The sequence below is a fragment of the Phyllobacterium sp. CL33Tsu genome, from assembly GCF_900113985.1.
Lineage (GTDB): Bacteria > Pseudomonadota > Alphaproteobacteria > Rhizobiales > Rhizobiaceae > Phyllobacterium > Phyllobacterium pellucidum.
In genome coordinates, this window is the sequence record NZ_FORJ01000006.1 from 206894 (window position 1) to 227236 (window position 20343).

A 20343-nucleotide genomic window follows, 5' to 3' on the forward strand; every position below is an offset into this window, starting at 1 on the left:
GTCTCAGCCCTTCATTGCAATGATGCGGCGTGCGGCGTTGAGGCCCGGAACTCCGGATATGCCGCCGCCCGGATGAGAGCCCGCACCGGCGAGGTAAAGCCCGTCGATGGGGGTGTCGTACCCCTCGGCGCCGAAGGCGGGACGCGACATCAGCATCTGGTCAGCCTGCAATTCGCCATGGTGCCAATGACCGCCGGGAATACGATAGCGCTGTTCGATATCGACCGGGGTCAGCAGTTCGGCATGGCGGATCGAGCGGCCGATGCCAGGGGCGTATCGCTCCAGTTGTGCGATGATCGCCGCCTGAAGTTTTGGCTTGCCAGTGGCCCAGCCCTCTTTCAGGGCGTAGGGCGCATATTGCACAATCGCCGACAATGTGCAGGCGCCCTCCGGCGCGAGCGAGGCGTCGACGAGGCTCGGCAAGGTGATTTCCATGACCGGCTCGGGCGAAAACTCACCGTATTTCGACGGGTTGAAAGAACGCTCGACATGATCAACCGAAGGAGCAATGACGAGACGACCGCGATGGCCGGCATCATCGACGCCGAGAAACTGTGGCAATTTGTCGAGTGCAAGGTGGAGTTTGGCGGCATTGCCGTGGGTGCGGATATTGCTGACGCGGCGAACGAAGCCCGTATCGAGATTGCGGGTTCCCACGAGATTGAGGAAAGTCGTCTTCGCGCTGATCGCCGAGACAACCGTATTGGCGCGCAGGATTTCGCCGTTTTCGAGGACCGCCCCGACGGCCTTGCCGCGTTCGACCAATATGCCACCGACCGGCGCATTGGAGCGTACGCGCACGCCGGCTTTCTCTGCGGCAGAACGAATTGCGGCGATGACAGCATCAGCCCCACCTGCAGCGCCGACCTGGGCGCCCGAGGCGCCGGCGACTTCGCCTGTCAATCGATAGTAGAGCCCGAGCAGCGAGGTGGGAGAGCGCGGGCCAAGGTGACTGCCGAGCGTTGCGTCGAAGGCGAGGACGCCCTTCAGCCGGTCATCCTCAAGATGTTCGTCGAGGACGTCCGAAACGTTCATCAGCAGCATGCGCAGGAAGTCCCGCATCCCCTCCTTGCCAAGTCGTTTCAACGAAACGCCGAGCATTGCGAGGGCTGCGGTTTCCGACAATGCCATATTGCCGCGAAGGTCGGGAGGACGGCGGATCAGCATCGGCTTCAGGATCCCGGCGAACTGCAAAAGCTGTTCGCGCAATCCTCGCCACGCAGCGGTATCGGAGGGCGCAGCACCTTGAACGCCTTCCCCGTAGGCACCGGTCAGCACAAGCGGTTGCCCCGTGGCGGAAAGCCCGATGCTCGGCATGAAGTCGGTCTGCGCAACGCGCAGGCCGTTGCGTTCGAGCTCCAGCGAACTCACCACTTCGGGATGGAGACGGTTGATGACATGGGCGAGGGTGGAGACGGAAAATCCAGGTGCGAATTCCTCGGTCCGCGTGCCGCCCCCGGTATCGTTTCTTGCCTCAAGGACCAGCACCTTGCGCCCCGATCGGCCCAGCGTTGCCGCTGCGACCAGTCCGTTATGGCCGCCGCCGATTACGATTGCATCAAATGACGTCATGGGCAGGGCTCATATGTTTGGTGCCGCGCTTCAGGTCGCGGAGGATTTCGGCTGCAGCATTTCGTCCGGGGGCGCCCATCACGCCGCCGCCCGGATGGGTCGATGAACCGCACATGTAAAGACCCCCAATCGGAGACCGGTACTGCGCGTATCCAGGCACCGGTCGATTGAAGAGCAATTGGTCGAAGGTGAGTTCACCCTGGAAGATGTTACCTTCGGTCAGGCCGACTTCCGCTTCGATCTCACGGGGGGTACGGATTTCCATGTGCACGATGCGATCGCGAAACCCGGGCGAATAGTCGGCGATCTGCGAGATGACCGTTTCGCCAAAGGCGTCCCGGTCGGCATCGGTCCATTCCTGGCCCTCGACCTTGGGCGGACAGTACTGCACGAAGCAGCTCATGAAATGCTTGCCGGGCGGCGCCATGGTGGGGTCCAGCGTCGTCGGAATGACCATGTCGAGGAACGGATCGGCCGACCAGCGTCCGGCTTTCCAGTCGTCATAGCCACGCTCCATGCGCTCGACAGTGTCGGTAAAGTGCATGTCGCCGCGATAGACGGGAGAGTCCTTCGGCAATGCCGGAAATTCCGGCATGGAGTCGAGGGCTATATTCACCTTGCCTGACGATCCGCGCATCTTGAAGTTCTTCACGCGGCGCAGGAACGGGGAGGGGAGTTCCTTTTCCTCCACAAGCTTCAGGAAGGTTCGTTTGACGTCAGCATTGGAGATGACCATCTTGCCGTGAATTTCGTCGCCATTGGCGAGAACGATCCCTTTGGCGATACCATTGCGGACGAGCACCCGGTCCACCCCGGCTCCGGTGCGGATCGTACCGCCGGATGCTTCGAGCGACGCGGAGAGCGCTTTGGTGACGGCTCCCATACCGCCGCGTGCATAACCCCATGCGCCGACCGAACCATCGACTTCCCCCATATAGTGATGCAGGAGCACATAGGCCGTGCCGGGCGACATAGGACCAAGCGCTGTTCCTATGATACCTGACAGGGCGAAATTCGCCTTGATCACGTCGGTCTCGAAATATTCGTCGAGGAAGTCTGAAATCGACATCGTCCAGAAACGCAGCGTGTCTGCCATCTCCTTTGCTCCAAGACCGGAGAATTTCTTGGCGAGAAACATGAGTTCGGAAATGTCGCGGGGGCGCAGGCTCGTCGGATCGGCAGCCGTGCGCATCAAGAGCGGCTGAATGAACCTGCACTGGCGCGTCACGTCGCGGGCATAGCGGTCATAGGCCTCGGCGTCGCGCGGCGAAAAGCGGGCAAACTCGCGCCGATGCGCATTATGATCACGGTAATTGGCAAGATAATCGCCGTCCTGAGTGAAGACCGCGCCGCCTTCGTACGAAATGACCTGAAGTCCGAAGCGGGGTAGCTCGAGATCGCGCATGATCTCCGGGCGGAACAGCGAACACACGTATGAACAGTTGGAGTAGAGGTAGCCGGGCGTCAGCGAACGGCTCGTCGCGGCGCCGCCGATCCAGTCGTTCTTTTCGACGACCAGCACATCGAGGCCGGCGCGCTGCAGGTAGCAGGCATTTACGAGGCCGTTATGCCCGGCGCCGATGACAATTGCATCCCAGCTTTTCATGCGATTTCTTTCCACCTTATTTTCTTATTGCATAATTTCACACGGAAAATTGTCTTCTGTCCAGCAGATATTGAATGAATGTTCAACAAATTTGATTGCGTTTTGAAGACAGTCGGTTAATCTCTGGCCGATCACCTCGATCACGCGATAGCTAACCTTGGAGTTCCTGGCGCCCAATATGATGCAGACCAAGCTTGACAATGCATCCCATCGCTTCACTCATCCGTTGACCGGATGCAGCTGCAAGCCGGTACGACGCAGGAAGGGTCAAGCATGAAGGTGACACCAATCAAGGAAGCAGAGGCAGGTAAACGCGGCCGAAAGGCATCGAAGGAGACGCGGCAGCTTCAGCTCATCGAGGCGACGATCGATTCGCTGGCCAAGCGCGGCTATTCGGAAACGACGATGGCGGATGTTGCCGATGGTGCGGGCCTGTCGCGCGGCATCGTCAACTTCCACTTCGAGAGCAAGGAAAAACTCCTCGTCGCGACCCTGCAATACATGTCCGAGGAATATGCGGTTCACTGGCGCAATGCGCTCGCCAAGGGAGGGGACGACCCGGCCCGGCAATTGGCAAGCGTCGTTGCCGCCGATTTCGATCGTGCGATCTGCAACAAGCGCAAGCTTGCCGCCTGGTGCGCCTTCTGGGGCGAGGCCAAGTCTCGGCCTACCTATCAAAGTCTCTGCGGCGCACGTGATGAGGACTACCAGAATGTCATCATCGATATCTGCACGGCACTGAAGTCGAGCGGAGATTATGACTTCGACCCGATCTCTGCGGCGCTGGCGTTGAGCGCAATGCTCGAAGGCCTGTGGTTGCGGCTGCTGATGGGAACGGAAAATGTCACGCGCGCGACCGCCTATGCGGCGGCATGCGATCACCTCGTTTCGGTGTTTCCGAAGCACTTTTCCAGGGAAGAGCTGCGCGCAAGAAAAATTGCCTAACAATCAAAATGGGGAATGAACCATGACAGGACTTGGCAGAAGCGTAAGCGTATTTTTGGGAATAGCCGCACTATCGGCAACGGCGGCGACAATCGCACTTGCGGCCGACGGCGATCTGATCGTCTTCGACTGGGCGGGCTACGAGGAGCCGTCTTTCCATCCTGGCTACACAGCCAAGAATGGCGATTCGCCGACCTTCGCCTTCTTCGGCGACGAGGACGAGGCGTTCGAGAAGGTTCGTTCAGGCTTCAAGGCCGATCTCGGTCATCCATGCTCGCAAAGTGTCGCCAAATGGCGTGATGCCGGCCTGCTGCAGCCACTCGATACATCAAAGATTGCCGGCTGGAATGATCTCCTCCCCGACATCATGGCCATGAAGGACCTGGCCACCACCGCCGACGGCCAGGCATGGTTCATGCCATGGGACTGGGGCAATACCTCGCTCACCTATAATACCGAGAAGGTGGATGCAAAGGACGTCCAATCGCTCAAGGCCTTTGCCGATCCGAAGTTCAAGGGGCGCGTATCAATCGACGACAATGTCGACGATGCCTATGCCCTCGCCAGCCTGGCCATCGGCCTCCACGACTGGACGAAAATGACCGATGAACAGTTCAAGGAAGCGTCAGACTTCCTCCGCGCCGTGCACAAGAACGTCCGGCTCTACTGGACTGACACGACGGAGATCGTACAGGCCATGGGCGGTGGTGAGGTCGATCTTGCCTGGGCATGGAATGATGCGGCGACCCAGCTCAGCATGAATGGCACGCCAGTCGCACGCAAGCCCGATACTGATGAAGGCATCTCGACATGGGTCTGCGGCTATGTCCGCTTCAAGGATGCACCGGGCTCCGAGCAAAAGGCTTACGATTTTCTCAATGCGGTAAATGACCCGGCCATTGCCAATTACATGGTCAAGGATTGGGGTTACGGCATGGCCAACGGTAAGGGCATGGCTTCCGTCGATCCGAAACTCCTCGAAGAAAAGGGCTATGCGAACAACCAGGAAACGACGAAGAACGTTCTGTTCCAATCGCCGCTTCCCAACGAGCTCAAGGCGAAGATGATTGCCGAGTTCGAGAAGATCAAGGCGGGCTATTGAACCCAAAGGTCACAGAGACCGATGTCGTCGTCGTGGGGGCCGGCTTTGCCGGTCTTTCCGCCGCCCGCGAATTGCAGAGCGCCGGCGTCGATTACGTTGTTCTGGAGGCACGTGACCGCGTCGGGGGTCGGGTCGAGGCCAAGAGCAACGGGCTCGGAGAATTGCTTGACGTCGGCGGCCAGTTCTTCTGCGAGGACATGAAGGAAATCACTGGCCTTGCTCGAGCCTACGGCAAGACGTTTCTTGAGCCGCCAAAGGGCGGTGATACCATGGCCCAGCCTCCGCCGCATGGCCGGCATGATGCCGGGCAAATTTCTGCCGGATCCGCAGCCATTCGCCGACGCTTGCGCCAGCTCGATCCGCGCGATCCGTCGCTCGCTGGCCTGAGCGTGGCAGAATGGGTGCAGCGTCAAGGCGACCCACCGGACGCAAAATCAATGTTCCTGTCGCTCGTTGAAGGCCTGTGGTGCCGCGCGGCCGAGGGCATGCCGTTCTGGTTCCTTGTCGATAATGATGAGCGGATCACCAACAAGGTCTCGGAGCTTCAGTATTTTCTGAAGGAGTCGATGCATTCGCTCGCCGCAGACCTTGGCAGCGAACTAGGGAGCAGATTGAAGCTGGGGTACGCGGTCGAGCGGATCATACGGCAGGGATCGGGCTTTGAGGTGGACACGGCGCGCCAGCGCTTAGCTACGCAGCACATCATTCTGACTGTCCCGCCGACCATGGTGTCTAAGATAGCGTTTGACCCGCCGCTGCCCGGACCGATCTCGCACGCTCTTGCCGCTTGGAAGAGCGGGACCGTCGCCAAGCTGCTGCTTCGCTACAGAACGCCATTCTGGCGCACTGCAAATTTGAGCGGGAGCGTGATTTTCCTCGAACCACATGGACTGTTCGCCTGCGACATCAGTCAGGATCAGGAACATCCCACCCTCGTGGTGTTCGTAGGCGGACGCTGTGCCGTTGAATGGCCTGCCTTGGGAGAAAGTGGTCTGAGGGATGCAGTGCTGTTGCGGCTGAGCAGGGCCCTTGGACCGGAGGCAGGCAAGCCGCTGGACATCCTTTTAAGGAACTGGTCGCATGATGCGTGGAGCGGTGGCGGCTATTCCGATGTCATTGACGTTGGAACATCCGACACTGAAACGGAGAATGTGCTGAGACAAGGCGTGCCGGGTATCACCTTCGGCGCATCGGAACTTTCGCTGTCCTTTCCCGGCTACATCGAAGGCGCGATCGTCGCCGGCAGGTCAGCTGCCGCCCAAGCCATCGTTTCGCTTTAGTCCGCAAGCGCGACGAGCGCATCCGGATCGTAGGCAAGCCTAATCGGCGCGCCGACAGGAATATCGTCCGCGCCGAAATTATTCGTCTCGGTGACGGACAGGGGCTTTTCGAAGCCGGGGATCTCTATGACAAGGTGTGTGATTTCGCCGAAATAATGCCGGTCCACCACTTTCCCCGCCACCTCATGCTTGTCCGTTGCGTCGTCCCACAGAACGCGCAGCCGTTCCGGGCGAATGCCGAGCGTCGCCGCATTGCCATTGCGGGCAAACGCTACCGGCTTGTCGGTCTTGACGCGCCCGAACACCGGGGTATCGAGCGTGATGGTGCTGCCATTTTCTTCGACGATGTTGGCCTTGACGAAATTCATGCCGCCAAGAAAATCCGCGACCTGGCAATTGGTAGGCCGCTGGTAGATTTCCTTCGGCGTCGCCACCTGTGCAATCCTGCCACCGAACATGACGGCGATACGATCGGACATGGCGAGCGCCTCATACTGGTCGTGGGTGACGAGGATGAAGGTAATGCCCACTGCCTGCTGCAGCCGCCGCAACTCCACCTGCATTTGCTCACGCAGTTTCTTGTCGAGCGCCGAGAGCGGCTCGTCGAGGAGCAGCACCTTTGGCCGCATGACGAGCGCCCGCGCGAGCGCAACGCGTTGCCGCTGGCCGCCGGAAAGTTCAGTGGCGCCGCGTTTGCCGAGCCCTCCGAGCGAAACCTGGGCAAGCGCTTCCTCGACCCGCCGCTTTTCTTCGGAAGGATCGAGACGGAGCCGCTTCAGGCCATAGCTGACATTTTGCTCGACGTTCAGATGCGGAAAGATCGCATAACTCTGGAACACCATATTGGTCGGCCGTCGATTGGCCGGGATCCCGTCCATTGGCTGGCCGTCGACGGAGATCGTGCCACTCGTCGGCGTATCGAAACCGGCTATCATGCGCAGCAAGGTGGTCTTGCCGCAGCCGGACGGTCCGAGCAGTGAAAAGAATTCACCCTCGCGGATCGAGAGCGACGTCTCGTCGAGCGCCTTGAAGGCGCCGTAGCTGCGCGTCACGCGCGATATTTCGATCATCGTACGTTCAGGCAATCAAGCCTCCCATGTTCTGGGTGCGGCGGCTGGCACGGCGGCGCACAATTTCGGCAATGGTCAGTAGAATGACGGAGGCGATCAGGAGCAGCGTACCGAGCGCAAGGACGCCGGGGAGCTTGGCGGCAAATCTGAGCTGGCCCCAGATATAGACGGGTAGCGTTGCATCAGTCCCGGTGAGGAAAAACGCCATGATGAATTCATCGAGCGATATGGTGAAGGAGACGAGCAGGCTCGAAATGATCGCCGGGGCGACCATCGGCAAGGTAACGCGGCGGAATGTGCCGAAGGGCGATTCCCCGAGATCGGCAGATGCTTCCTCAAGGCTTCTGTCGAAGCCCTCGAAACCGGAGGTGAGAACGCTGAGCGAATAGGGAATGCAGATCAACACATGTCCGAACACCACTGTGATCAAGGACAGATTAAGCCCAAGCTGCAGCATGACCAGCAGCATGGAAACGGCAATGATGATTTCCGGCAGGACAAGCGGCGCCATGAGCAGGCCGTTAATGCTGCGGCGGGCAGGAAAGCGATAGCGCGTGATCGCCCGCGCCGCGCAAATGCCGAACATCGTGGCGAGAAGTGAAGCCGAAACTGCGACCATAAGGCTGTTCCAGGCGGCGTCCGTCAGGGCAGGGGTCGTGGCGAGGTCGCGGTACCATTTAAGCGTATAGCCGCTGAGCGGGAATTTCGGCGTCGCTGCCGTGTTGATGGAGAAGATCGGCAGGAAGATCACCGGCAAATAGAGGAAGCCGATATAGAGCACGGCATAGGCTGTCAGCCAGCTCGGGAGCATTTTACGCAAAGCCGTCATCTTATGCGCCTCGCGGCCGTGCGGATGGTGAGGACGACGGCCGCAGCAATCGCCGTCACAACCGCCATGGTTGTAACCGAAAGCGCGGCGCCGAGTGGCCAGTTCGCAGCCTTGCCGAACTGTGCCTGGATGGCATTGGCGATCATCACGCCGTCCTTGCCGCCGACGAGCTTCGGTGTCACGAAATCCCCGACGGTCGGGATCATCACGATGAGTACCGCCGAAATGATGCCGGGCGCTGAAAGCGGCAGTGTTATGCGCAGGAAGCGCCGCACCGGACCATCGCCGAGATCGGTCGCGGCCTCGATCAGCGTGCGGTCGATCTTTTCCAGCGAGACGAAGATCGGCAAGACCGCAAACGTCGCCCATGCATGGGTGAGCGTGATGACCACTGCACTCGTATTGTAGAGAAAGGCATCCGACGGCTGGTCGGTGATGCCGAGCCCCATGAGGGTGGCGTTGAGAACGCCGTTATAGCCAAGGATGACCTTCCACGACATGACGCGCAGCAAATAGCTGGTCCAGAACGGGATGGTGATCAGGAACAGCCACAGCCCCTTGTGTCTGCCACCATGAAAGGAGATGAAAAACGCGATGGGGTAGGCGAGGACCACCGTGAAGAAGCTGACCAGAAGCGAGATCCACAGCGATCGCATAAGAAGATCGCGGTATATCGGATCCGTCAGTGCGATCCGGTAGTTTTCGAGGGTGAAGGTTCTGTCGACAACCAGATAGTGCTGGGTCCAAAAGCTGTTGGCGATGACGAGAAGTATCGGCACCACGAGGAAGATCAGGGCGTAGATGAGTGTCGGACTGATGAGGCCGAGGCCCGTCGCAGATTCGGATTGCAGCCAGTTTCTTTTTCGGCCTCGTTCAGGAGGCATGGCGACAATTGTTTCTGCAGGTACCGTCATTGGCACGGTCCATACAGATTGAACAGATTACAACAACAATGAAGCATTCTATCCCATTCCGAAATGTGGCGCGTTCCCGTTAGTCGCCATCTTTCCTCCATCATGCGCTCAATCTACCGTTGAAATCAAGAACTATTTCTGACATATTGATTGAACGAACATTCAATATATTCGAGAAATATGTTTTATTTCCGATAATTGGTATCGAAAATCTGTGGGGATACCGGAAAGCGAGGACGGCGTGGCTGCTGCGAAGCAAATGACGGACGCAATCAGGGAAACGGCCCAATCCAACGCTCAGGACGTGGTTGAGCTCGCAAAGCGTCACCTCGTCCAACCCTGGCCCACGGCCGGCGAAGTCGGTGTGGAAGCACGCCCGCTTATTCGTGGGGGCGAGGGCATCTACATCACTGACGGCGCGGGAAAACGGCTCATCGACGGTCCGGCAGGCATGTGGTGCGTCAATGCCGGCCACCGCCGCGAGGAACTGGCAAGCGTCATGTACGAGCAGGCAATGCTGCTCTCCTACAATACGCCGTGGTATACGATGAGCGAACCCTCGGCGGTCCTGGCGAAGCGTATCGCCGATTATGCTCCGGGCGATCTCAATCATGTGTTCTTCACGACAGGCGGCTCGTCAGCAGTCGAGAGCGCACTGCGCTTCATGCAGTTTTACAATAATGTGCGTGGCCGTCCGGAAAAGAAGCTCATTTTGTCGCGCGGCGGCGCCTATCACGGCTCCACCTATCTTTCCGCTTCGCTGAACGGACGTCCTCGTGACCGCGACTGGATGGATGGAGCTGATGACCTCGTCGTCAAGCTGTCGTCGCCCAATCCTTTCCGCAGGCCAGAGGGCATGAGTCTTGCCATCTTCTCCAACATGCTTGTTGCCGAGTTCGAGGAAACGGTGAGCCGCATCGGCGCCGACAAGATCGGCGCTTTCATTGGCGAGCCCATCCAGGCGTCCGGCGGCGTGATCGTGCCGCCCGATGACTATCTGCCGCGCATCCGCAAGATTTGCCGCGACAATGACATCCTGTTCATCGCCGACGAAGTCGTAACCGCCTTTGGCCGCCTCGGCCACGTGTTCTCGTCCGGTGAGGAATTCGGCCTTGACCCGGATATCATCACCTTCGCCAAGGGCGTCACCTCCGGCTATTTTCCTTTGGGGGGCATGGTCGTATCGGAGCGCCTGCTGGCGGAACTTCGCCGCTCCAATCATCCGACCGCGATGTATGCCCATGGGCTCACCTATACCAGCCACCCGGTCGGCTGCGCCGTGGCTCTCGCCAATCTCGATCTGCTCGAAGGCGGCATCCTGGCGCATGCCCAGGCCATCGCGCCCTATTTCCAGGAACAACTCCGCACATTGGAGGAATTGCCGCTTGTCGGCGAGGTGCGCGGCACCGGTCTCATGGCCTGCGTCGAATGCGTTGCCGACCGCGAAAGCAAGAACCCGCTCGAACTCGACACCAGTGTCGGCATGCGTATCGATGCGCATTGCCATGAACTTGGGCTGCTGGTGCGGCCGCTCATCAACATGTGCGTGATGTCGCCGCCGCTTGTCATAACCCGTGATCAGATCGACGACATGGTAACGATCCTGCGCGAAGGCATCTCGCGCACCATGGACGATTTGAGAAGAGAGGGCGTCTGGCAGGGCTGAGCTCGGTCATAAGACCTCAAATGAAATCGGCCCGGCAAGTTACTTGCCGGGCAGTTTTCATTTGCTGATCGCTTCGTTTCAATGGCGGGCGCAGAGACTTTCGTTAAGGGCCGAGACCTCGCGTTCGTCCGGCGCCTTATCGACGTTCAGGACCGGCAGAACCTTGCGCAGATGGTCGTGGTGCGAACGCACCGTATATTCGAGATCCGACAGGTAGAAGCCGGAGAAGGATTTGGACATCATCGACTCGTTCGACCATTTGGTCAGCTGGATATCCTCGGAGTTGGTCTCCCGGTCGATGCGCGAGGCAAGATAGCGTGCTGCGGTTTGCTCGCGGCTTTCGTCCCTGTAACGGAAGACCGCGCCACGCAGCAGCGTCTCGCCCGTGGAGAGCGGAAACTCCTGGTAGTATTGCGCGCCTTCAGGGGTCACCGCGATGACTGCATTCGGGAAGAACCCGTAATAGATCCAGGCCTTGCGCAAATGCTCGGGGAGATGCGTCGCTTCCGGTGCAATCTTGATGTAGTTGCGCACGCTCCAGCGACGCCCCGCATGCGGGTTGTAACGGGCAAAGGAACGCGAGACGCCATCGATGAAGGGCTCGTCGTAATATGTCGAGCCGTAAAGATCCTGCAGGGCAGGGTGCGCCATGGCGACATGATAGCCTTCGTTGTCGACATCGCGCACCGATTTCCAGTTGACCGGGGACTTCTGCTTCCAAAAACCGGCGGGCACCATTTCGGCAATACGGTAATGTGCGAGTTCCTGCTCGAAAGGCTGCATCAAGGTGGCGACCGACGGCTGATTGCCCTTGCGGAAGCGAACGAAGATAAATCCCATCCAGATTTCGAGGTCGAGCGGCAGCAGCCCGAATTCAGTCTTGTCGAGATCAGGGAACGAGCGCGGCCGGGCGGCGCCGCGCAGCGTCCCGTCGAGGTTGTAGACCCAGCCATGGAAAGGGCAAACCAGCGCATTGTTGCAGGTGCCCTTATTGTCCGTGACAACGCGCGAGCCCCGATGGCGGCAGATGTTGTGAAAGCCGCGCACCACACCGTCCTTGCCGCGCACAATAAGCGCCCGCTCGCCGACGACGTCGAGCGTTACATAATCTCCGACATTCGGCACATCGGAAATGTGACCGGCGATCTGCCAATGGCTGCGGAAAATATGTTCTTTCTCCAGTTCCAGGAGCGCCGGGCTGTTATAGCACCAGGCCGGCAGTCCCCGCCGGTCCCAACCTTTCGGAATCGTCAAGTCGCGCGCATGCATAAGTTCACCCGTATTTATTGAACGTTCATTCAATATAATCATGAACAATGTTTATTTGCAAGCTATTAGCCACGGAGAATCGGAAATGTTCACTACGAATGTTCCGACGCCCAGCGAATATTCAAAGGTCTGTTACGTGTCATGAAATTAACGCCGCACGCCGAGTTGGCGTGCGGTTCATCTCTATCCAGGGTGGGCGCTCGGTTCCGCGGCGGCAGACCCCTTGGGAGCCTTAAAAACTCCTCAACATGCAGCGAAAGCTCAGTTTTCCCTAAGCTCGGCTAAACGCAGCCCATCGATCCAATGCGTTTTTTGATCCGGGTCGCCGTAGATGTAGGATTCCGACAGTTCCACCGTCCAATCAGGATCATTCTTGCTGAACTCTGCCATTATGGTCTTCGCGTCATCAATGTTCCCACGCCGGGCTTCACTCGCAGCCAAAATCAGGAGAACGTCATTGGGCTTTTTGGCGGGGTCGATGCTGTTGATTTCATTGATCGCTTCAGTGTAGTTCCCAAGCTGATAGTGCGCGCGGGCAGCAAGCCATTTCAACCACCACGGAAACTCGGGATAAGAAGCTTCTGCCCCGAGGATCAGGTCCAGAGCCGCGCCTGGATTGCCGTAATAGATCAAGGCCTCGGCCTTGTCGGCATCAAGCTCGGCGGTGTTTTTAATCTTCCAGACGGGATCCGTAATACGCGAGCGTGCCGCATCATATTCGTCGAAGCTTCGCTTAAAATCGCCCGCATTCCACGACACCATCGCGCGGTACCAGAGCCCCCTGAAATCAAAGTGCCAGTCACTGTCGGGATCGTTGCTCAATGCGACTGCTTTATCGGCCAGTCTCGCAGCTTCGGTAATAGAGTCATTCGATCGGAGCTGGGGCGGCCAGTTGTTCTGATAGGCTCGCAGGTGCACATAGGAGCACTCCGCGTAAGCGGGCAAATAGCCATCGTCCGCCTTGATCGCGAGGCCGTAGAGCCTTGCAGCTTCTATGTTTCCTGCAGGCGTTAGTTCCTGCTGACGTGCGTCGTGGCAATATTGTTTAGCGGTTGGCATGATATTCCCCCTTTTGATCGTGACATTGAAAGCTCATGCGCTCGTTTGAACGCCGGCTCGTTTACTCAATTCAATGCTTAACTCATAAGACAGGGTATCAATGGCAGGTGACACCTTGGCGGAACTGTCCGAACGGGGGTGCACTGCCAGTCTGAGATCAGCTCAAGTACAAATTTGAAAGAGCTCTCTCAGCTTCATTCGCCAAGAAAAGACATCCACCGAAGTGGGTAATAATTACAAGTTACGGTGCAATTTTGCCGCTCTGTTTCGAGGAATGTCAACGTTTGTCCAAAGTATCCATTTGCTTGTCGGTGCTAATTCTCCTTCAATCCCGCTTTCCGCAATCCGTCCAGCCAATGCTGACGATCGCTGTCGTTTCGATAGTAGTATTCGGCCGATTTTTCGATCGACCAATCCGGGTCGATCTTACTGAATTCGGCCATGATCGCCTTGGCGCCAGCAATGTCGCCGAGTTGGGCTTTGCTTGCAGCGGTGATTAGGCGAACATCGTTTGGCGGCGAGGCAATCTTGTTGATGGCGTCAATGGCCTGCTGGTATTGGCCCGCCATGTATCTGGCTTTGCCCTCGTTCCAAAAGTACCAGAACGGGACCCTTACGTTGCGCTTCTTGGCTTCTTCGATCTGCTCAATGGCCCTCAGCGGTTCTCCACCATAGATAAGCGCCTCCGCCATATCCGCGGCGAGATCCGGATCGTTCGGATTTATCTGTCGCGCGGCCTCATACTCGCTGAAACTCTTGTCGAAGTTGCCCTTATTCCAGGCGACGATGGCAAGATACCAATGGCTGTTGGCATTATCACTGAGTGCGAGGGCCTTCTCCGCCAAAGCTTCCGCCTTGTCGAGATTCGCCTTGCCGCCATCGTCGAGGCCGCTCTGATAGGCACGCACATAGACATAGGATAGTTCCGCATAGGGCGCCGAATAGTTCGGGTCCAGTTCAATGGCCTTCTCAAAGAGTTGACGTGCTTCCTCATTGCCTTCCGCCGTGACTTTGGTCGGGTCGGCCCATATCTGCTTGCCTTTGAGGTAGTAGTCGTAGGCGTCCATGTTTGCCGGAGGCTTCAGGCGGGTACGGCGCTCCTCGGCGTCGGTCACTTTGACCGCAAGCGTCGTCACTATATTTTTCGTAATGCCTTCCTGCACCGCGAAGGTGTCTCCGAGCGGCTGATCGTAGCGGTCGGCCCACACGTGATAACCGGTTTCGGCATCGATAAGCTGGGCATTGATGCGGAGCCGCTCGGCCGTCTTCTGAACGGTGCCCTCAAGGACGTAACGCACACCCAGAGCCTTGCCTATATCCTGAATCTTGGCAGGCTTGTTCTTGAAGGTCGACGACGAATTGTATGCGGCGACGAGAAGGCCGGAAAACTTGGAAAGATCGCTGGTAATGTCATTGGTGACGCCATCGCTATAATATTCCTGCGAGGGGTCGCCGCTTATATTATCCAGCGGCAACACCGCGATCGAAGGCTGCGAGGAAGCCACGATTTGCGCCCCGGTAGTCTGATTGCCTGAAACGCCCGGTACGTACTTCCACCAGATCGGCAGCGCGATGACGGCAAGCAAGGCTGTCGTTGCCGCCGCCAGTCCCCACATAGGCAGGCGTTTGCGGGAGCGCTTTGAATGGATGCTCTTGACAGAGTAGGCATGGACCGGCAGCGGGATATTTTTCAGTCTCTTTGTGCCGAGATCTTGAAATCCGACATCCGGAAGGTGCTTCACCTGTTCATAGAGGCTCCCCGAAACGCAAATTCCGCCCGGCTCGGACAAGCCTTCGAGGCGGGCAGCAACGTTTACGGCTTCCCCGAGAAGATTGTCCTGTTCGACAACAGCATCGCCAAGGTTGAGGCCGACGCGAAACAGCATGCGCCAATCTTCGGAGAGTTTTTCATCCAGGTGCGCTATCTGGCTCTGGATTTCGATGGCGCACCGCATTGCTTCAACAGGGCTTGGAAATTCCGCGACGACGCTATCGCCGGCGCCGCCAAATACGCGGCCGTTATGGGCCCGAACCCGCTCGTCGATGATTGTCGCACATTCCTTGAAGAGCTTGAGGGCCGCATCTTCATCCTTGCCGACGAGACGACTGTACCCGACGGCGTCAGCGGCCAGTATCGTGACAAGCCTGCGCTGCATCTTTGCTTCCCCCAGCACTCCCATCATACCATGAGTAGGGTAGGCACAGGAAGGATGGCCAAAGGCATTAGAACGGCGCTGGAAAGCGCTGAAAATCGCCGGTTTTATAGGGGATTGCGCTGCCCGGATTGGAATGCATGTCTGGTTGAAGCGGAGCGTATGATCTGCTCGATCAACCCCTGATATGACATGCCTTTCATGCGGCCGAGCAGGGGCAAATCCGAGTCTCTCGGATGCATGCCGGGAAGCGGATTTGCCTCGAGGAAATGGGCATTGCCAGCGTGGTCGCAGCGTATGTCTATGCGTCCTGCATCGCGGCATCCGAGGTGTTTCCATGCTGCGAGCGCAAGCCGCGTCGCTTCTGCGCCTGCCGTATCGTCCACGAGCCTGACGGTGACCCTGTCGTCAAAGTTCTTCTTGTTCTGATATGAGTAGATTTCGGGCTCGGGCCCATCTCTCACCATTATTTCCATGATTCCAAGTACACGAGCCTGTTTGCCGGTTCCGAGGATGCCAACCGTGAATTCGCGGCCTGGCAAATAGACTTCGACCAATACCGGCTGCTTGTGTCGCGCAAGCAGCCTTTCGCACCCCTTTCGAAGCTCTTCCGGATCATGGACCTTTGATGCCGCCGAGATCCCCTTGCTGGTACCTTCCGCGATGGGTTTTATGAACAGAGGATATGGCAATGCAATACGTTCAACATCGCCCGGCGTTTCCACAACGGCGAAATCCGGCGTGGGAATGCCACAGTCGCGAACGACATGTTTCGCAGTGGCTTTGTGCAGCGTTATCGTCAGGGTGAGGGGATCGGAAAAGGCGTAAGGCACGCCATAGGAGTCCAATAAGGTGGGAGCCAGGGCCTCGCGTCCAAAGCCGTGCATTCCTTCAGCCGAATTGTAGACCAGATCCCATCGATCACCATTTTGGAGCCGCTGTGCGAGCGTCAACGCAGAGCCGATGCGTTCCGTTTTGTGACCAAGCGAGAGTAAAGCCGCTTCAATAGCCTCGATGGTCTCTATACTGTCGAACTCGACAATGTCTTCCTCGTCATATCCGGCGTTCGCGTAGTCATCACGAAGATCGAATGCAATGCCGATTCTCATCGCGTGCCCCCATCACCCGGACCCAATTCGGTCGTGCCAAATCTACGCCCGGCAGATGAATGCAGCAATGCTAGTCATCTGGCTACCAGGGTTGTTTTATCAGCCGTGAAGTCGGCGCAGGAGAAGGCCGAGCCTGTCTTCGGGAGCGCTTGCCATGAGATCGGCTGCCGGATGGGTCGAGGGACGTTCCTTGCCGCTAAGGCGTGCCTCGCTCGGTGTGTACCCGAACTCACGCTTGAAGGCGCGGCTGAATTCAGCTCCGTCACTGAAGCAGCGTTGCTCGGCTATCTCTATGATGCGCCGGCCATCGTTCGGATCGGCGAGCGCGGCATGTGCATCGAGAAGCCGCCGATGCTGGACATAGTGCATCACGCCGCCAAAGGGTTCGAACATCCGGTAAAGGCCGGTGCGCGAGATGGCGAGCTCGCGCCTCAGGGCTTCAGCGTTGAACGTCGGATCAAACAGTCGCGACTGAATGATGCCCCGTGCGCGTTCGAGCAACACGCGCACGACAGGCCCCTGCGCCTCTTCGACATGGTCGCTTGATGGCAAGACGCATGCGCGGATCATGGCTCGCGTGGCGGCGACAAGTTCGGGCAGGTTTGCTGCGTCGATGATGGGCAACCGCTTCGCGAGACCAATGAAATAATCCGACAGGAGCCGCCCCATCGCGGTATCAATCGCCGAAAACTCTGCTCCCCTCAAGGCATGGGCAACCTCGCTGCAAAAATCGCGCGGGATAAACAGGATCAACATTTCGCCGGCAGCCATATGGCATTCAAACGGGGTTCCGAGTGCGTGAACCTGGATGACGCCAGCGCCGCCGCCAAAGACGCGGGATGTGCAGGCGGTGTTGATCCTGCCGTCGAGGGGCAGCGTCATGGCCCAGTGGTCGATCGGATTTTTGGGCGTGTCGGCACTCACAAGACGCAAGGGTTCAGTATTGATACGAGCAAATACAAGAGATCCGAAATCCCATATCAACTGCCGGCCATTGAAGCCGGATGCGCGGTCATCGGGCTCGTCGATGGCGAATATGGATGAGAAACTCCTGCGCCAGGCCTCGAACCTGAGTTCTACCGGAACATCGCGCGTGTCGAATTCGAAGGTCGGGATGCCGCTGCGGTCGGGTAGGCCGAAGTCGGTGAGTGGCGATTGCGACAGGCCGGCAATCATATTGGCGGATACGGTTTCCGCCAGCGCATGGGGATTTAGGGCATTTTCATATCCCATTGCGTCATTCCCCTTTCCAACGCAGTGCCCTGGGCAATTCTTCCCCTAGTTGGGACTGGAATTGTCAGCGTCAGAGCGGGTCGGGTAAAGACGGGTTGGAAAATTCGATACAGCGCCGTGCCAAATTGCAACGTCTGCCACCGCGACTAATGGAATGACTTTCCAGCAGTTTCAGGAATGCGAAGGACCACCAGCAAGCTGACGAGTGACGCGGATACCACGTAGAGCGCAGGGGCGTACGGACTCCCCGTCGTGCTGATCAGCCAGTCGGCAATGAACGGCGCAAAGCCTCCAAACAGGGCGGCCGCGAAGGCGTAGGATGTCGCCGCCAGCCTCGCGCGATTTTGCGTTGGAAAGAGTTCGGCCATGAGTGCCGGGGCGGGGCCCGAATAAAGAGCAATGGCCAGTCCGAAGACAATCTGTACGGGGACAATGACCGCGAAGCTTTGCGTCGCAAGGATCAGCCAGAGTGCCGGAAGGGTCATCAATGCAATTGTCGAACACGACATGATAAGGAACGGCCGTCGTCCGTGCCGGTCCGACAATAGCCCGACAATTGGAACAAGGATGACGATCGTCAGCAGGCATATGGTGTTTGACCACGCGGCCAAAGCCGGAGCGATACCGGCCTGCACCCGCGCATACGTCGGAAGATAGACGAGGAACATATAGAAACAGACCGTCCAGTGAATGGTAAGGCCGAATGCAAGCAGGCCGCGCACAAGGTCCGATCTTGGGATTGGAGCACTGCTGTTTTCCGGACGTGTGCGTTGCAGTTGCCGGTAGGCGGGCGTCTCATCGACGCTGGCCCGCATCCACCGGCCGATCAGCCCGAGCAATCCCCCAATCAGAAAGGGTATACGCCATCCCCAGGCCGCCATGTCTTCAGGTTGCAGGAATGAAATAAGGATGGCGGCAATTCCACTCGCAAGAAGGCTGCCGAGCGCCACTGTCATTGAAAGAAAGCTGCTGAAAAAGCCGCGTCTTCCGGGCGGTGACCACTCCGAAAGAAAGGAAATCGCAACACCAAGTTCTCCGCCGGCCGAAAAGCCCTGCAGAAGACGCGCCAGCAGCAACAGAAGCGGAGCCGTCATACCGATCATCGCGTAGGTCGGCAGGAACGCGATCATCAAGGTGCCGGCCGTCATGGTGACGATGGTCAAAAGAAATGCGGGTTTTCGACCGTAGGTATCGCCGACCCAACCGGTCACGATCGCCCCCAAAGGTCGTAACACGAAACCGACGCCAAAGACCGCGAACGTCTCCAGCAACGCGGTATCACCGTTGTCAGCGCGGAAGAAAGCCCGTGCGATATAAGTCGCGAGGATGCCGTATGTCACAAAATCGAACCACTCGAGCGTATTGCCGAAAAAGGTTGCAACGAGCGCGCTCATTCGAGCGCGGTCGATTGAAGTACCGGGTTCCGCTAGAGTCTCGTCCGCCTCAGTTGCCATGCCGGGCATCGATCCCGATTGCGGATGCATGGGAACCGGCAATCGGCCTTTCACCCTCATCCTTGACGGCCGACGGCGCATGGCCGAAGTGCTCGCTGAAGGCGCGCGAAAAGCTCGCATAGCCGCCATACCCGACACGGCGTGCGATCTCGCTGATCGACAGATTGCTGTTGCGCAGAAAATTCTGCGCCTCCTCCATGCGCAGGTTGAGTGAGAAGGCGTGCGGCGTTACTCCGAAATTTTCCAGAAAACCGCTCACAAGCGCATTGCGATTCACGCCCACACGGATAGCGAGTTGCTCCAGTGTCGGTGGCCGGTGCAACTCGCGTCTGTAAATCGCTGCCGCGGCTTCGATAGCGTGAAACACGCTTGGTGCCTGCGCGATGCGTGACCTTGAGGGAAGCATGCTGTTGAGTTGGTAGACGATGTCGCAGATGATTTCCGTGGTCTTGTTGATGAAATAGATACTTCGCAACGGCTCCTGATATTTGCACGAGAGGATTTGCTCCGCGGATATGCGAACCGAACTCACCGCCGGAATTTTCATGGCCTGGACCATGCCCACATCCGACGCAAAGATGGGCCGGTAGGCAACCGGGATCCGATCCAGGTTGACGCCGAAATGCTCGAGCAAATGGGACCGCTCCACGGCAATCAGGATGCCTCGCAGCCTTCCGCCGGCACGCGCTTCGCTCACCGATCGCGGAAAGTTGGTGATCTGCACCGAGGCCGAATTGACAGTGTCGACATAGTCGCTGGCCAGGCGATTATAGGTACCGGTAAGAATAATCTGGATGCACACCAGATTTTTTCGCGATGTATCTATCGCGTAAGGCTGCACGACGTGGAAATCCATAACATGCAACACCGTCGAATCGTCTATTCGCCGGTATTGATGATGCCGCGTTGCAAAGATGTCTTCTGTCGGACCCCACGCTTCGCTGCTGCGGATGATGGGCCTGTTGCGCAATTCGGCCTGAATGGCTTTAAAATCCAGTTGTAGCGACTTCCGCATGCGTCCCCTGAGGAAAAGTCTCTGGTCGTTTTCTTATGATCACCTAAACTCAACTAGAAATATCATC

Annotated in this window: 16 protein-coding genes; 4 read left to right on the forward strand and 12 right to left on the reverse strand. The window is 58.1% G+C overall.

What is annotated here, in order from left to right; genetic code table 11:
* Positions 1-3: 3 nt before the first annotated feature.
* Both BM074_RS19550 and BM074_RS19555 read right to left on the reverse strand, forming a co-directional pair.
* A complete protein-coding gene (locus BM074_RS19550) occupies positions 4-1572 on the reverse strand; it encodes a phytoene desaturase family protein (protein ID WP_091924355.1) in 1569 nt (522 codons plus the stop codon).
* Entirely contained in the window at positions 1559-3178 is a 1620-nt protein-coding gene (locus BM074_RS19555) for a phytoene desaturase family protein (protein ID WP_091924358.1), read from the reverse strand. Before BM074_RS19555 ends, BM074_RS19550 begins: the two co-directional genes overlap by 14 nt.
* A gap of 273 nt (positions 3179-3451) precedes the next feature.
* Between BM074_RS19555 and BM074_RS19560 the strand changes: the two genes are divergently transcribed.
* From BM074_RS19560 to BM074_RS19570, 3 genes are read left to right on the forward strand one after another with little or no spacing between them, the layout of a single operon-like run.
* Complete coding sequence (locus BM074_RS19560) at positions 3452-4123, forward strand: TetR family transcriptional regulator C-terminal domain-containing protein (protein ID WP_091924361.1); 672 nt, start codon at positions 3452-3454, stop codon at positions 4121-4123.
* Between the two features lie 22 nt (positions 4124-4145).
* The gene (locus tag BM074_RS19565) at positions 4146-5225 is read left to right on the forward strand and encodes an extracellular solute-binding protein (protein WP_091924364.1); all 1080 of its coding nucleotides are present in this window, start codon (positions 4146-4148) and stop codon (positions 5223-5225) included.
* Positions 5222-6505, forward strand: a complete 1284-nt coding sequence (locus tag BM074_RS19570; RefSeq protein WP_091924367.1) for a flavin monoamine oxidase family protein — start codon at positions 5222-5224, stop codon at positions 6503-6505. The genes BM074_RS19565 and BM074_RS19570 overlap by 4 nt, the downstream gene beginning before the upstream one ends.
* On the opposite strand, the gene BM074_RS19575 is transcribed toward BM074_RS19570, so the two are convergent.
* From BM074_RS19575 to BM074_RS19585, 3 genes are read right to left on the reverse strand one after another with little or no spacing between them, the layout of a single operon-like run.
* Positions 6502-7575, reverse strand: coding sequence for an ABC transporter ATP-binding protein (locus BM074_RS19575; RefSeq protein WP_091924370.1), 1074 nt, complete (start codon positions 7573-7575; stop codon positions 6502-6504). The two genes, BM074_RS19570 and BM074_RS19575, sit on opposite strands and share 4 nt — an antisense overlap.
* Before the next feature lie 7 nt (positions 7576-7582).
* Positions 7583-8404 carry an ABC transporter permease gene (locus tag BM074_RS19580; RefSeq protein WP_027232642.1) on the reverse strand — a complete coding sequence of 274 codons (822 nt, stop codon included), beginning with the start codon at positions 8402-8404 and terminating at the stop codon, positions 7583-7585.
* Positions 8401-9318 (reverse strand): ABC transporter permease, encoded by a 918-nt coding sequence (locus BM074_RS19585; RefSeq protein ID WP_027232641.1) that lies wholly within the window; start codon positions 9316-9318, stop codon positions 8401-8403. The genes BM074_RS19580 and BM074_RS19585 overlap by 4 nt, the downstream gene beginning before the upstream one ends.
* Positions 9319-9577: 259 nt before the next feature.
* Here BM074_RS19585 and BM074_RS19590 point away from each other — a divergent pair, with 259 nt between their 5' ends.
* Positions 9578-10984, forward strand: a complete 1407-nt coding sequence (locus tag BM074_RS19590) for an aminotransferase (RefSeq protein ID WP_091924373.1) — start codon at positions 9578-9580, stop codon at positions 10982-10984.
* A 78-nt stretch (positions 10985-11062) separates the two neighbouring features.
* On the opposite strand, the gene BM074_RS19595 is transcribed toward BM074_RS19590, so the two are convergent.
* The 7 genes from BM074_RS19595 to BM074_RS19625 form a co-directional block, all read right to left on the reverse strand.
* On the reverse strand, positions 11063-12253 hold the full coding sequence (locus BM074_RS19595) for an aromatic ring-hydroxylating oxygenase subunit alpha (protein ID WP_091924470.1): 1191 nt from the start codon (positions 12251-12253) through the stop codon (positions 11063-11065).
* Positions 12254-12514: 261 nt separating this feature from the next.
* Positions 12515-13312 (reverse strand): tetratricopeptide repeat protein, encoded by a 798-nt coding sequence (locus BM074_RS19600; protein WP_091924376.1) that lies wholly within the window; start codon positions 13310-13312, stop codon positions 12515-12517.
* Positions 13313-13626: 314 nt separating this feature from the next.
* Positions 13627-15468, reverse strand: a complete 1842-nt coding sequence (locus BM074_RS19605) for an adenylate/guanylate cyclase domain-containing protein (protein ID WP_162737206.1) — start codon at positions 15466-15468, stop codon at positions 13627-13629.
* A gap of 104 nt (positions 15469-15572) precedes the next feature.
* Positions 15573-16574 carry a D-alanine--D-alanine ligase family protein gene (locus BM074_RS19610; protein WP_091924381.1) on the reverse strand — a complete coding sequence of 334 codons (1002 nt, stop codon included), beginning with the start codon at positions 16572-16574 and terminating at the stop codon, positions 15573-15575.
* Between the two features lie 99 nt (positions 16575-16673).
* Entirely contained in the window at positions 16674-17807 is a 1134-nt protein-coding gene (locus BM074_RS19615; protein ID WP_091924384.1) for a helix-turn-helix domain-containing protein, read from the reverse strand.
* Positions 17808-17953: 146 nt separating this feature from the next.
* Complete coding sequence (locus tag BM074_RS19620) at positions 17954-19261, reverse strand: MFS transporter (RefSeq protein WP_244532980.1); 1308 nt, start codon at positions 19259-19261, stop codon at positions 17954-17956.
* On the reverse strand, positions 19251-20276 hold the full coding sequence (locus BM074_RS19625) for a helix-turn-helix transcriptional regulator (RefSeq protein WP_091924391.1): 1026 nt from the start codon (positions 20274-20276) through the stop codon (positions 19251-19253). Before BM074_RS19625 ends, BM074_RS19620 begins: the two co-directional genes overlap by 11 nt.
* Positions 20277-20343 lie beyond the last annotated feature (67 nt).